Source organism: Chryseobacterium turcicum, from assembly GCF_021010565.1.
Lineage (GTDB): Bacteria > Bacteroidota > Bacteroidia > Flavobacteriales > Weeksellaceae > Chryseobacterium > Chryseobacterium turcicum.
Window position 1 is genome coordinate 69476 of the sequence record NZ_JAJNAY010000003.1, and the last position, 14657, is coordinate 84132.

General features: G+C 32.4%; 12 protein-coding genes and 1 pseudogene. 2 read left to right on the top strand and 11 right to left on the bottom strand.

Annotated elements, in window-relative coordinates:
* Nucleotides 1-11 precede the first annotated feature (11 nt).
* The 5 genes from LO744_RS20090 to LO744_RS20110 form a co-directional block, all read right to left on the bottom strand.
* Nucleotides 12-2663, bottom strand: coding sequence for a beta-sandwich domain-containing protein (locus tag LO744_RS20090; RefSeq protein ID WP_034751506.1), 2652 nt, complete (start codon nucleotides 2661-2663; stop codon nucleotides 12-14).
* Nucleotides 2663-3439, bottom strand: a complete 777-nt coding sequence (locus tag LO744_RS20095; protein ID WP_034751503.1) for a GLPGLI family protein — start codon at nucleotides 3437-3439, stop codon at nucleotides 2663-2665. The genes LO744_RS20090 and LO744_RS20095 overlap by 1 nt, the downstream gene beginning before the upstream one ends.
* On the bottom strand, nucleotides 3439-3768 hold the full coding sequence (locus LO744_RS20100) for a hypothetical protein (protein ID WP_139423225.1): 330 nt from the start codon (nucleotides 3766-3768) through the stop codon (nucleotides 3439-3441). The genes LO744_RS20095 and LO744_RS20100 overlap by 1 nt, the downstream gene beginning before the upstream one ends.
* A 92-nt stretch (nucleotides 3769-3860) precedes the next feature.
* Nucleotides 3861-4520: a DDE-type integrase/transposase/recombinase gene (locus LO744_RS20105; RefSeq protein ID WP_230672618.1), complete on the bottom strand. Its 660-nt coding sequence runs from the start codon at nucleotides 4518-4520 to the stop codon at nucleotides 3861-3863.
* 134 nt (nucleotides 4521-4654) lie between these two features.
* Nucleotides 4655-5245: a recombinase family protein gene (locus tag LO744_RS20110; RefSeq protein WP_076452857.1), complete on the bottom strand. Its 591-nt coding sequence runs from the start codon at nucleotides 5243-5245 to the stop codon at nucleotides 4655-4657.
* Between the two features lie 154 nt (nucleotides 5246-5399).
* Here LO744_RS20110 and LO744_RS20115 point away from each other — a divergent pair, with 154 nt between their 5' ends.
* Complete coding sequence (locus LO744_RS20115) at nucleotides 5400-8363, top strand: Tn3 family transposase (RefSeq protein ID WP_076452844.1); 2964 nt, start codon at nucleotides 5400-5402, stop codon at nucleotides 8361-8363.
* A gap of 52 nt (nucleotides 8364-8415) precedes the next feature.
* Here the strand turns inward: LO744_RS20115 and LO744_RS20120 are convergent, their stop codons facing one another.
* The 5 genes from LO744_RS20120 to LO744_RS20140 form a co-directional block, all read right to left on the bottom strand.
* Nucleotides 8416-9300: a T9SS type A sorting domain-containing protein gene (locus LO744_RS20120; protein ID WP_050378465.1), complete on the bottom strand. Its 885-nt coding sequence runs from the start codon at nucleotides 9298-9300 to the stop codon at nucleotides 8416-8418.
* 74 nt (nucleotides 9301-9374) lie between these two features.
* Nucleotides 9375-9872 carry a hypothetical protein gene (locus tag LO744_RS20125; protein WP_050378464.1) on the bottom strand — a complete coding sequence of 166 codons (498 nt, stop codon included), beginning with the start codon at nucleotides 9870-9872 and terminating at the stop codon, nucleotides 9375-9377.
* Between the two features lie 5 nt (nucleotides 9873-9877).
* Nucleotides 9878-11464, bottom strand: coding sequence for a hypothetical protein (locus LO744_RS20130; protein ID WP_230672619.1), 1587 nt, complete (start codon nucleotides 11462-11464; stop codon nucleotides 9878-9880).
* Nucleotides 11465-11727: 263 nt separating this feature from the next.
* Nucleotides 11728-12000, bottom strand: coding sequence for a helix-turn-helix domain-containing protein (locus tag LO744_RS20135; protein WP_230672621.1), 273 nt, complete (start codon nucleotides 11998-12000; stop codon nucleotides 11728-11730).
* 83 nt (nucleotides 12001-12083) lie between these two features.
* Nucleotides 12084-13511, bottom strand: a complete 1428-nt coding sequence (locus tag LO744_RS20140; protein WP_230672623.1) for a DUF4158 domain-containing protein — start codon at nucleotides 13509-13511, stop codon at nucleotides 12084-12086.
* Nucleotides 13512-13635: 124 nt separating this feature from the next.
* On the opposite strand from LO744_RS20140, the gene LO744_RS20145 reads away from it, so the two are divergent.
* Nucleotides 13636-14247, top strand: coding sequence for a recombinase family protein (locus LO744_RS20145; protein ID WP_034751495.1), 612 nt, complete (start codon nucleotides 13636-13638; stop codon nucleotides 14245-14247).
* A gap of 167 nt (nucleotides 14248-14414) precedes the next feature.
* On the opposite strand, the pseudogene LO744_RS20150 reads toward LO744_RS20145, so the two are convergent.
* Nucleotides 14415-14579: pseudogene (locus LO744_RS20150) on the bottom strand (IS91 family transposase); the annotation flags it as partial.
* Nucleotides 14580-14657: the final 78 nt, after the last annotated feature.

Genomic DNA, 14657 nt, shown 5'->3' on the forward strand with positions numbered 1-14657 from the left:
TTATATATTAATCAGAAATTTTTGTTAATACCTAACACTATATGGCGTGGCAACAGTCTTTGTGTGTATAAACTCTCACTTATATTATTTATTGAGTATCTCTGAATACTGTTTGAATTTAAAAGATTATTGCCCTGAATAAAAATACTCATATTATACTTCTTTAAAGTATAGTTCGCTTTAATATCCCAAAACTGAGTAGTTTTTTGAGCTGTATTTCCAAATTTATAATATTCTACAAGAGACTCAATCCTAAACTGTGAATTTATAGTAAAATAAAGGTTCAAAAAACCTTTTTGATCTATGTATTTGTTAGAATTCACTTTCGAAGAAATAGTATTGAATGCCCATTCATAACCGCATTCATAGTTAATAAATTTTGTCCAGCCTGATTTCATTTCAAAAGCTGCCTTCCAATTGATAAATTTAGTTTTTATTAAAGGTTGATTATTTACACTATTTTCATAGCCCGATTGCATATAAGAGCTTAAAATACTCAATCTTGATCTTATAGGCTTTAAGTATTTTCTTAATTCTAAGCTTGCAGATAAATTGCTATTATTCTTTACCAAAATTGTTTGATTAAAAGTGTAATTAGGATTTACAATCATATTATTAGACAAATAATCTCCACTTTTGAAAAAATTAATATTGAAATTAAGATATTGAGACATTTGCTCTCCCACGTTGTAGCTAAATCCTAAATTACAATCTTGCAAAACAGCAAAATTTACATTGCTCTGTTTAAAGTTTCTGTTTCCCTGATAGATATAGTTAGTATAAACATCGTTGATACTGACTGTGGAAAATTTCCTTCCTGCATTCAAATTAAAATTTCCTATTTTTCTGTTTTGGTAACCAATATTTGCTAACGGAGAAACATAGAAACCATTCTGTTTATTTTGATTTAAATCAGAATGAATCATTTGATTTAAAATGGTAAAACCATAGCTCCAATTTTTTACTTTTTTGTTATATTTAATCTGAGCAAAAACATTATTCTGAACATAATCTGTATGATTAATAAACTCTGATTTATCAAAACTTATCGCTTCATTATTTGAATTAAAAATATGAAGGTTTGAGCTTAAAAAATCTTTTCTGAACTCGTTTCCTAACTGTAATTCCAGGCTGTGTTCTTCTGCATACTTTTTAAGATAAGAAAGTTTTAATCCCCCAAAATTCATTTTAGAATCAATAATCTGATTTATTTTTTGAGCATCAGGATTGTTTAGTATTTGAGAAAAAACATCATTTTCATCAGTAAAATCATATGGCCGGTTTTGAAAAATATATCTTGCTACTGCTACTAAAGCTTTGGATGAATCTATTTTCTTAGTGTAAGTCAATCTATTTTCGTTGGCAAAAAGTTCATTCTTTCCAATTTGATTATTCAACTGTTCATTAAAAAGAAAAATATTATTATTATTTTCATTTAAGGATGAAACTTTATTATAGAATTGTAAGTTTGAGTTATTTTTAAAGTCTTTTGAAAGTTCTACCTTCCCAACAATATTTCTGTTATTTTGCTTCCATATTTTATCCTCACTATTAATAAAATCTAAACCGTTAAAATTAAATTTATAAAAAGAATTGATATAGTTTCTATTTTCTATTTCATTAAAAATAGTTACAAACTTTAATTTCCAATCGGTTTTAAAATTATAAATATAATTAAGTGAAACTAACTTATCATTGTTAAAATTAGTGCGCTTATCATCAAACTGAAAGTTTTTTTGATGAAGATTAATTATTGATAGTGTGTTAATATTGGTTCCAACATTTTCAACATCATTATCCGAGCTTGGATTGGTTAAGTATTCTACACCCTTCATTTCATTTAAACCCAAATTATTGGCATTCAGAAGAAAATAGATTTTTTGTCTCTTTGTAAAGTTCATCAGATTGAGTTTTCCCTGTCGCATATCTTCTTTATAACTTGTAGAAGCTAACAAAACATTTCCAAACCACTTACCTTTGGCATCTTCTTTTAATGTAAGATTAAGGGCAATACTTTCTGAAGCTTCAATATTTTTGAGAAGCTTATTTTTTGAATAATTTTTAAGAACCTGAACTTTATCTAAAGGTTTGGAAGGCATATTTTGGGTAAGTGTCTGATAACCTCTTTCAAAAAGATCATCATTTTCTATCATCACCCTGGAAACCTCTTTATTTCCGAATTTTATTTTACCATCACTAAGAACAGTAATTCCCGGAAGTTTTTTTAAGAGATCTTCTACATTTTGCTCTGTTCCATTAGAAAAATTTTTAGCAGAATATTCTATAGTGTCTTTCTTAATCTTGATCGGCGAAGTTCTGCTAATAACTACTTCCTTTATTTCTTTTACTTTATCAGTCTCAAGAATAATGGTTTTAAAATTTTTGCTTTCACCTCTTTTAATTATAGAAACAGGGAATTTCTTAGAAAAATAGCCCATCGCAGAAATATTCAGATTAAAATTTCCGAATTTATCCGTATTAAGCAAAAAACTTCCGTCTTTATCACTAAAGACGAAAGTTATTATATTATCCTGTGAATCGGTAAGAATCACATTGGCTCTTGAAACCGCCTGTTTATTTTCTGACCATACTAAACCTTTTATCTCTGTTTGAGCAGAGATTTTAAGAAATAATATGATGAATAATAAACATAAATACTTCATTAAGGCTTTTTAGACTCTTCCCATTCGAAAGATTTTTCTATCTTAAAGTCTCTTTCTTTGGAAGAACTCACTACTATTGTTCCAGCTGGTCTATTTGCTTCAACTTTTGACTTAATATCTTTTAAGTAGTTATTTTCAATATTTATATATTCTTTATAATCAATGTACTTAGACTTTTCTTCAGGAAATGAGAAAAGAAGTTTAGAATTAATGTCAATTTTCTGTGGAAAATTTAATACAATCTTAGCAGCTTCATAGGTAAACAAGTTATCTTTATCTGAAACTTTTAAAATTACACCAGGTAATCCTCTAAACTTTAAAGGACCTAAATCAACTGGCAAATCGGTTGTAAAGTAAGCAATAAAATCTCTTCCTCTAAATTTCCCTAAAGCTTTATGACATTTATATCCTAAGATTATTTCCGTATCTTTCTGAATAATATTCCAATCAATTTTTTGATAGTTGTCTAACGTAAAAAGAATCTCCTTAGTAAAAGAATTATCTTTTATATAAAATTTTTTCTCATCCAGTGAATTTTTTATAATCTGGCTGCTCCTAATTTTTTCACTATTAGTCAAAAAATCATTCACTTCTTCCAAACTTCCTCTGTAGCTAAAAAAAATAGACCATTTATCTTGAAAAACAAGTATATTTTTTTCATAAATTTTTTCATTACCACCAGCATCATCTATGATTTTATTGTAAACAATAAAATTGTTCTGTGCTTTGAAAAAAACACAGAACAAAATCATAATAAATTTAATATATGCTGTCATTAATAATTTGCAGGGCAATCGCCAAATCCTGTCATCATTCTTGTTACTTTAATTAGTAACCCTCCTTCACCCGCTTCACTACAACCACTTCCATAAGCTTCGTATGATTCTTTAACTGTACCTACGTAATTTCCACAAGTATCGTATTGTCTTGTATGTGTTGCAATTGTACAAGAAAATAACACTCCATTCACATAGTTGTAGGTTGTAACTTGTTTTTTGTCTCCTTTTTCCTTCGTTACAACTTTTGTTTCCATTTTATGTTCAGAAACATTAGGTACTGAATTATTCGCTAAAGCAATCCCTGAAATTCCAACTGTTAAAAACAACGCTAAAATAGTTTTTTTCATAAATTTAATATTTGTACGTCTTCAAACCAACTTAGACATTTTAGTTTAAATCCTTAAGGAGGATTTTCGGTTTATAAACTTACTAATTTTTGTTGATTATATATTTGTCTTCTTTTTCGGATGGATTCCGCTTTTGTTTGCTTTCTTTTTTCCAAAATCTGTTCTGATCTTCCGAAGTACACATCTGCTGGAGTGAGGTTATTTATCGACTCGTGATAGGGCTTGTTATTGTAGTTTTCTACAAATTTTTCCAGTGCCTGGATGAGTTCTTCGGGATGATAAAAATGATTTAGTTTCACTACGTTTTTCATCGTTCTGTGATAACGTTCAATCTTACCTTGAGTCTGCGGATGCATTGGTTTTCCGTGAACCTGCTTCATCTTTACATTATCTCTAAGATAGGTTTTCAGTTCACCGGAGACGTAGCAGGAACCGTTATCTGAGAGCAGTTTAGGTTTAGCTTTGGTCTTTAATTTCGCTTTTTTAATGGCCGTGTCCACCGTTCGTTTCACATCTTCGGCCTTCATCGAGTCGCACAGCTCCCAGTGAATGATGTAGCGGCTATAGTCGTCCAAAATCGTGCTCAAATAGTACCATCCCCAGCCAATGATCTTGAAATAGGTAAAATCTGTCTGCCACATTTGATGCACAAATTCCGTTTTGTCTTTGAACTCATTTGCTGCTGAAAGAAGAAAATGATTCGGTGCCGGTATTAAGTCTCTTTGCTTCAAAATACGGTAAACACTGGATTCTGAAATAAAAACATCTTGCTCATCGGTAATTTTGGGGTCAGTCGACGAAACGGAAAATATAGCACGTTAAGGATAGAATCTATTAAATAATTATTTTTTATAGACTGAATAAATTACTTTCTATTGTAAACCTTTATTTCCACATTTCTTTCTCTTAAATATTTATACATTGTCATTTTTGAAATCTTCAAGTCGGCAGCAATTTCGTTGACACTTTTTATCCCCTCATTATAATAATTTTCTGCAATAATAGCTTTTTGCTGAGCTTCCTTACTTAATCCTTTCCTGCGACCTCCTTTCTTACCTCTTTCCCGTGCTGCCTCCAAGCCTGCTTTTGTTCTTTCCCTGATTAGATCCTTTTCAAATTCTGCAAAGGATGCGGAAATATTAAAAAATAATCTTCCTTGCGGAGTCGTAGTGTCTATGTTGTCATGCAAGCTTTGTAGAGCTACATTTTTAGAATTTAATATTTCGACAATTTCTAACAGGTGTTTTAAAGATCTTCCAAGTCTGTCTAATTTATAAACAACTACAACATCACCCTTACGAATTTGCTCTAATAATTTTTTGAGTTGTGGTCTTTCCTTTGTAGCTCCGGAAACTGTTTCCTTAAAAATCATTTCACATCCTAATTTATTTAAAGCGTCTTCCTGCAGATTATAATTTTGATCCTGTGTTGATATTCTGATATATCCAATTTTCATAAGTATAGATAATTGCATTAAAAATTTAAATAAATATACTCAATTTATTATACTAGTTTTTTTTACTTATTTTTATTTTAAAACGTAATTTTCAGAAAACACAAAAAAGTACAAGTAAACGGACGTTTTATTTTACTTAAGAAAAAATATTTTTATGCCTAGAAAACAAGTATTATCAGAGTTTGAGATAAAAGAGTTAATTAAAATTCCAGAAACTGATGAAGAATTAATCATCAACTATTCTTTATCGGAAAATGATTTTTCAATAATAAAAAATCATTGTAGAACAAACACCAATAAGTTGGGATTTGCAGTTAATCTCAGTTATATGAGACATCCAGGGATTATTTTAGCTCCTGAGTTATATCCTGATCGACAAATCTTACAGTTTATTAGCAGTCAACTAGGAATAAATGTTTTAGAATGGGAAAACTATGGAAAAAGAGAGCAAACAAGGAGAGAATATATAAGCATACTGCAATCTGTTTATGGATTTCGAATATTTACAATCATAGATTATACGGTCTACAAAGGGTTGTTACAAGAAATAGCTCTCAAAACAGATAAAGGATTTGTTGTGGCAGAAGAATTAGTTAAATTTCTTCGTAAAAATAAAATCTTACTCCCTGCAACTGGAACAATTGAAAGGCTTTGCTCGGAAGCTCTTATTAATGCGGAAAAGCAAATTTATGATAGCCTGAGTTCTTCATTGTCCAATCATCAGAAACAGTTATTAGATGCTCTTCTCAACTTACAGGAAAAAAGCAGCATCAGTCAACTAAATTGGCTCAAGCAATCCCCACAGGCGGTCAATTCAAAGTTTTTACTGATGCATATAAAGAGGTTGAAGACAATAAAAGAGATCAATCTTCCAAAAGATATTGGTAAGGATATTCATCAGAACCGATTACTAAAAATAGCCAGAGAAGGAAGACAGATGACACCACAGCATCTAAGGGATTTTGAAGAATCCAGGAGATACGCAACATTGGTGGCAATACTTCTGGAAACCAAAGCTTCCATCATCGATGAAATCATAGAAATGAATGATAAGATCATCGGTTCTTTGTTCAGATATGCCAAGAATACGCAAACTCAAAAAATGCAGGATTCCGGAAAATCCATGGGTGAGCAGCTCGGTATATTTTTTAAAGTTGGCAGCGCACTTCTGGATGCCAAGGAAACAGGAGAAGATCCTTTCGATGCTGTTGAGTCAGTTATTTCATGGGACGCTCTGGCTCAAAGTATTTCAGAAGCCAAGAACTTAACAGCTAAACAAAATTTTGACTCTCTTTATTTTATATCCGATAAATACTTTACGATAAAAAAATATGGTGGAGAATTTCTGAAAGAGTTGGAACTCCGCTCTGCCCCTGTAGCAGAAGATATTCTAAAGGCAGTAGGTATCTTGATTGACCTGTATGAAGGAAAAATAAAAAAACTACCGGAAAAAATTCCATCAGGTTTTATCAGAAAAAGATGGGAAGAACTGGTATTTACAGAGAACGGTATAGATAGAAAGTTTTATGAACTATGTATATTTTCTGAACTGAAAAACCATTTGCGTTCCGGTGATCTTTGGGTACAGGGTTCAAGACAGTACAAAGATTTTGAAGATTATCTTATTCCTGCAGGCAGATTCGTTGAAATGAAAGATGAAAATCAAGTTCCTCTGGATGTAGCATTGAATGCAGAAGAGTTTCTTTCGGAGCGAATGGAACTTCTTTCAAATAAAATACAAATAGTATGTAAGCTCATTGAAAATAATGAACTCCCTGAATCTTCTATTATTAATGACAGAATAAAGATTAAACCTCTTGAAAATACAGTTCCTGAAGAAGTTGAAGTTTTAGCAAAAAAAATATACAGTCTGCTTCCTCTTATTAAAATCACAGATCTTTTGAAAGAAGTCGATCAGTGGACGGGCTTTACAGATCAGTTCATTCATCTGAAATCCGGAAATAAAGCCAGTGACAAAAATTTGTTACTCACTGTAATACTGTCAGATGCCATTAATTTAGGTTTAAGAAAAATGTCGGAAGCTTCTCCGGGAACTTCCTATGCAAAACTCTCATGGCTTCAGGCGTGGCATATCCGAGACGAAACGTATTCTTCAGCTTTAGCGAAAATTATCAATACTCAATCCGATCACTCATTTTCTTCTTACTGGGGAGAGGGCAAAACATCTTCTTCGGACGGTCAAAGGTTTGCTACAGGCAGTTATGCGCAGAGAACCGGAAATATTAATCCAAAATATGGAAGCAGTCCCGGAGTTCAGTTTTACACTCATATCTCCGACCAATACGCACCTTTTCATACCAAGGTTATCAATGTAGGAGTAAGGGATGCAACCTATGTTTTGGATGGGCTTCTCTATCATGAATCTGAACTGCAGATAGAAGAACATTATACGGATACTTCGGGGTTTACCGATCATGTATTCGCTTTGATGCAGTTACTGGGATTTAAATTTGCTCCAAGAATCAGAGATTTGAATGATAAGAAGTTATTTATTCCTGAAACATCTACGAGCTATTCTGCGTTATCAGAACATATAGGAGGAACCATCAACAGTAAAAAGATTATTCAAAACTGGGATGAAATTCTAAGATTGGCTGCTTCCATAAAAAATGGAACTGTTACGGCTTCACTGATTGTCAAGAAGATTGGAAGTTATCCACGGCAGAACGGACTGGCTGTAGCATTACGAGAATTGGGTAAAATAGAAAGAACTTTATTTATGCTCGACTGGTACATGAGTCCGGAACTTAGACGCAGAGTTACCGCAGGACTTAATAAAGGTGAAGCCAGAAACGCTTTGGCAAGAGCTGTATATTTTAACAGGTTTGGAGAAGTCAGAGAACGAAGCTTTGAAAATCAACGGTATAAGGCAAGCGGTCTTAATCTGGTTACTGCTGCTATTGTTCTATGGAATACGGTTTATATTGAAAAAGCAGTGCAGCACCTGAAAGAACAGGGCGAAGAAATTAATGAAGAATTACTTCAACACCTTTCTCCTTTAGGATGGGAACATATTCACCTTACCGGAGACTATGTTTGGGAAGATCGTATCAAGTTTAAAAAAGGAGAGTTTAGATCGCTAAGAAATTCTTTATAATAATCACTCTTATCACATTAAGATAAGAGTGATTATAAAAAACTATATATTTCTAGTTTTTAATGAACTTTTTAGTGTACGCAGATTCTTTTGTGTTTACTTTCAGTATATATGATCCGTTTTGTAAATGTGAAATAGAGATCTCTTTTTTCCCGGAAACATCTTTTAAAATCAATTTTCCGGAAAGATCAAAAATTTCAATTGATTTTACGACTTCTTTTATTTTGATATTAATGAAATCTGAAGTGGGGTTAGGATAAACATCTATTTTATCGTTATAATTGTTTTCCGAAGTAGAAAGAAGATCAGCATTTAAAATTTTAATGTTATCCATTGTAAAACCAGATCCTTCGTTATCATAAACGAAGTTGAGAACATTAAACCCCATAACACTATTTGAAATAGGTTGGCTTCCGAGTAAGATATTGTTTAAATAATAAGTTACGGTGTGTGTTGCCAAATTTGCAATTAGTTTAAAATTATACCACGTATTTGCAGAAATGTTTACAGATGTAGCTACACCATCGTCTATAACTCCGTTATATACAAGCAGTCCGCCTTGACTTGGCTCAATGTTGAAACCGCCTACGATATTATCGTCAAGATCTTGTACAACCATATGATATTCTGAAGATCCAACAGCAGAAATTTTGTAATCAAACGAATATTCGGTCTTTGTAAAACCAGAAATACTTTTTGTAACCCCTCCACTGGTACCACTACTATTACTTGTAACAGTCACAGAGTTTGAACCAATTGATGCTGTGGTATTTATCACTTTAGCACTACTCGTAGTAACGCCTCCCCATCTCGACCAGCCCTGTTGGCCTGGAAGATTTCCTAACGTGTATCCTTCAGAAGTTTCAAAAGAAATGTTTTGACTGAAAGCAAATAGACTTAAGGTTATTGCAAAAATTAAAAGTAGTTTTTTATCCATATTTGAAATTTTTTATTTGTTATAAAAAAGAGTCCGTTTTTACTAGGTATGAAACGGACTCTTAATCTTTTTCTTTAATAGCAATTGCCACCACAATCAGTAGCATTCTGATAATCTTCAGAAGTTATTGAATAAGTTTCTACTTGTTCATCATTGAAACTTATATTAAACAAATTTCTAATATTTTCATTATAAATAATCGGATAGGGATTATTAGGAATATTAGCACATGTTGGACACTGTTCTGAGAATACAGTAAAAAGATTTATATGGTTATTATTGTAAATTACACCTACATGAGTAATACTTCCAGCTGCTGTTGCTTTAAACAATCCTGTCATATTAAAGCCAGCTGCACCTGGTGGCTTATACGTATATTTTTTGGTGAATTTTTCGTTATTCGCTAGTGTAATGGCATTTTCCATTTCAGGAACACCATTTATGTAAGGTACTAATTTGATATTTTGTCCAGCATTATTTGATATACTATATGTATAATCAATACTTTCCCCCTGATCAGTTCCACAGCATATCGTAAGCAAACCAAAACTTAGTAATAGTAGTGTTTTCATTATTTTTAATCTTGCCAGTTAGCAAATAATTCATCTACAAAAGGTCTAGTAGGTTTATTAGGATACATTGCTTTAACTTTATCTCTATAGTCGTTCCAATATCTCGCGCCTGATAAAGCATTTTCCAGCTCTTTAATTGTATATCCATCTACTTGATCCATTGGATAGCCTGCTCCAAAAATCCTTCTTTGATTAACAGTATCTGTCATATCATAAATCCCAGAAGTATATAAATTCTCTGCTGCGATAGTTCTAAATTGATAATTTTGATAATTTAAAGTAAGATTTTGATAAACTAAATAATTTGGATTATTAAATCTTATCCTATATCTTTCTAGAGTCATAAGAATTTCCACTGCAGTTGGCCAACTCTCCAATAATCTACGATTTCTTTTTCTCACTTGTGTATTTCCAGATAAAAAAGAATCTTGCACAATATCATTATAAGATGATCTATCTTTTACAGAGTGCAAAGCATGGCTTAATTCATGAATTGTAGTCCCATATACTTGATCAGATGGTTTTCCATAATCTTTTATATGAACCTGAGCTGAAAGTCCAAATGTAATTTCACTTCTTAAATGAGAAAAGGAAGATGTAGGACCAGAATTTGATAATCTACCTGCAATTTTTATCTGAGTCTGTCTGCCAAAATTATAAAAATGATTATTCATTGGAGGTGATATTAGAGCAAATCTATTTCCATAATAGAAGTCATGGGCTGCTTGGTGTATTAAAGCGTGATATTCATCTTTACCTCCATTTAGGATAGGATGCCAAGACTGTTGTTTCACATCGGGACCATGTGTTTCTGCCTGAAAAAAAGATCCATCACGAACGCTATAATTATATCTTTCCCACTGAATAACATATCGAGCTTTTCCACGAACAGAAGAAGTGGAAAAATTTCCGTTTCCATCTGTTATTCCTTGTGCAACAGTAAACCATTGTCGCATTAAAACTTGAGCGCCGGTTACGGGTCTTAACCCGGCTATATCATCCTGGACGCGTATGCTTCCACTAGGATACCATTTAGTTCCAAAAATCCATCTCGCTTGCGGGGTTGAATTTTCTGTCAGCAACTCATTCTCGTTACCTGTTTGTTCGTAAGCAGAAAATAAAAGATTATTGAAAAGATCTGTTTTATTTTCAACTCTACCCGTTACCTCATATTCTTTGTAATCTTTAATATCAGCAAAATATTGATCCTGTTCAGGAATATATAATTCACTTAAAATTTCATGTTTTACGTTAGGAAGAATTTTTCCAACAGGAACTGCAGTATAATATACTGAAATAGTATCTCTATCTGGATTTCTATTTTCCAAGTATCCTTCTCTATACTCTGCATCTAACCTATAATCAAAATAATGAATTGTAGAGTCCCGTTTTAGTAATCCCACCTCTTCTTCATTTTCAGGAGTAAATTTAAGATAATAATGAGTGGTATGAATATCAAATTCTCCGAACCCATATTCAGGATTTTTATCTTTTATGGTTTGAAAAGCTTTTGTCATATTTTCCGTAGAATATGGATTCTCTAACATAATCGAATCTCCCGAAAAAGTTCTCGCTGAAAGAGTATTGTTCAATTCCTCTTTAAAAGCTTGTTCATTTTGGACTTCTGCTAATTCGTCCTTACACGAAATTTGAAAGGAAATTAACCCTATTGAAAGGACATAAAGAAATAATTGCCTCAGTTTTAATTTGTCGTTTTGTTTTATCATTATTATAAATTTTTAACTAGCTAAATATAAAATAAAAACTGAATTTCAGAATAAATAATTATACTGATTTTTTATACTCAAATCTTTAATGAAAATTCGTTAACTGAATAGTTATAATAAATTACTTATCAATACTTAATAGATTCCATCATTAACGTGCTATGTTTTCCGTTTCGTCGACTGACCCCAATTTTGTAGGCCAGTTCCCTTGCAGACAATTCGGTGTGTTCCAAAGCGATCTCTACCACCAGATCTTTCTGTCTTTCAGGAATGCTGTTCCATTGTCTATGGTTTGTTCTTTTCGTAGTTTCCAAGCCATCATAGCCGTATTCGAGGTAGCTTTTATACCATTTGTAAAAACTACTTCTGGCGATTCCAAAACTTTCCAAGGTTCGCTTCACACCGATTTCACTCCTGGTCACCGTTTGAATGATCTCGTATTTCTCGGCTGCTGATAATCTCATATATTTCCTGTATTTATCGATTAATCCAGCCTGTCTAAACTTTTTTTTACAATATCATAGCGAACGACCAGATCAGCTACGATCTCTTTCAAACGTGCGTTTTCCTTCTTCAGATCTGATACTTCATCACTCGTAGCCTCGCGAGCAATATCTCCATTGAGACGCTTCTTTCCTGCTTCCATAAACTCCTTGTTCCAGGCATAAAACTGCGACTGTGCAATATTATGGTTCCTGCAAAGTTCGGCTACGGAAGTCTCAGCTCGAAGACCTTCCATCACGATTAAAATCTTTTGCTCTGCAGTGAATATTCTGCGGGTGTTCTGCCGAATATCTTTTACGAATTTCTCGGTCGGTTTCTTTTTCGGTGTTGCCATAATTAAAATTACTCTTTTTATGAAAACACTTTTTAATATATAATGTCTACTTTTTGCTGACGATTTACATCCAATTTTAAAAAATACACCGAGCTGTTCTCCCATGGATTTTCCGGATTCCTGCATTTTTTGAGCTTGTGTATTCTTGGCATATCTGAACAAAGAACCGATGATTTTATCATTCATTTCTATAATTTCATCGATAATAGAAGCTTTGGTTTCCAGAAGTATTGCGACTAAAGTTGCGTATCTCCGGGATTCTTCGAAATCCCTTAGATGTTGTGGTGTCATCTGCCTGCCTTCTCTGGCTATTTTCAACAACCGTGTTTGATGAATATCCTTACCAATATCTTTTGGAAGATCAATGTCTTTAATAGTTTTCAACCTCTTTATGTGCATCAATAAAAATTTTGAATTGACCGCCTGTGGGGATTGCTTCATCCAATTTAGTTGACTGATGCTGCTTTTTTCCTGTAAGTTGAGAAGAGTATCTAATAACTGTTTTTGATGATTGGACAATACAGAACTCAGGGTATCATGAATTTGCTTTTCTGCATTAATTAAGGCTTCTGAGCATATTTTCTGTACAACAGATATTCTAGGTATCAATATTTTAGCATCTCTCAAAAATTTTACTAACTGCTGCGCAATTAATATTCCTTTATCTGTTTGTAAAGTAAATTTTGTTAAATTGAATAGAGAATCAGTATAGTAAGTTGAAGAGAAATTTTCATATCCATAGTTTTTTCTCAAAATATTTATATGATCCTGGCGAGTTTCAGCCAAATTATCATAATCCTTCCAGTGGCTTTTATCTATTTCTAGCTGATTACATAATAGATCCAATATTCTTTCATCTGGAATAAATACAGTAGGAATAATAATTCCGGGAAATTTCATGTAGCTAAGTAAAACTGATACTCTAATATGATTGGTTTTTCCTCTGCATGATGCCTTAATGAAAATTATATCGTCATATGAAAGAGAATAGATCCTTATAAGTTCTTCTCCAGACTGAGGAATATTTATTAATGAAGTAAATTCTTGTTCTGTTATAGATTTTCTTAAAGCCATAAAATAACATTGTAAAAATGACCGTTTTCAATAAAGTTATAATTAAATAAAAATACATATTTATATTTTACTTTTTTATATAGAATAATTTAATATTTATACCTTTAATTTTAAAATAGCTTTTATGTCAAAGAATGTAGCTTATCTAAGGGTATCAACAGCTGACCAGGATCTTGAAAAAAATAAAGCAGAAATTTTATTTTTAGCGAATGACAAATCTTTAGGTAAAGTAGATTTTGTAGAAGAAAAAATCTCCGGAAAGATTCACTGGAGAAAACGTAAAATTGGTGAGATCATAGAGGATTTACAAAAAGGAGATACTATCCTTTTAAATGAATTTTCCAGATTGGGACGAAGTATGCTTGAATGCATGGAAATTATTTCTATTGCGACAGAGAAAGGCATTAATATTTATACTGTCAAAGGAAACTGGCAACTTGACGATACCATACAAAGTAAAGTGATGGCAATGGTATTTTCTATGGTATCAGAGATTGAACGGGACTTGATTTCCAAAAGAACAAAAGAAGCGCTGCAGACAAAAAAAGCAAACGGAATTAAATTAGGTAGACCAAAAGGACCAGGAAAAAGTAAACTTGATACTCACAAATTGGAAATAGAAGCTTTACTTAAAAATGGTTCTACCAAAAAATTTATAGCAAAACGCTATAATTCGACTCCGGCGAACCTCCATAACTGGATAAAAAAAAATAAAATACAGGATTCCCCAAATTAGTTTTATAAATTTATCTATTAAAAATTAAATTTTAATAGATTTTATCCTTAACCCTGTTTTTTTTACTTTTCGTCGACCGCCCCCTACTTCGCCAAACGCCTGGACGTTAGCTGTAATGAAACAAACCTATTTCTTAAGAAGCAGGAGATCCGCGAAGATTGAAAATTGCAACAGCTGCATTTAGGTAAAAACAGTATTCGTGGCGGTCTTTCCTTGGGTGAAATTCCTAAATTATGCTGCAGATTTTTCAACCTTCCACGCTTCCAGGTGCCGCTCAAAAAACTATAATGCCGAATTTTTACAAATCTTTTAAGCAAAATAAGCATCGTAAAACAGCAATCATTCCCATCTTCAAACCTTTGTTTTTACTCAAAGAATATAACTATTTCAAAGCTGATTCCCGCTCTTAG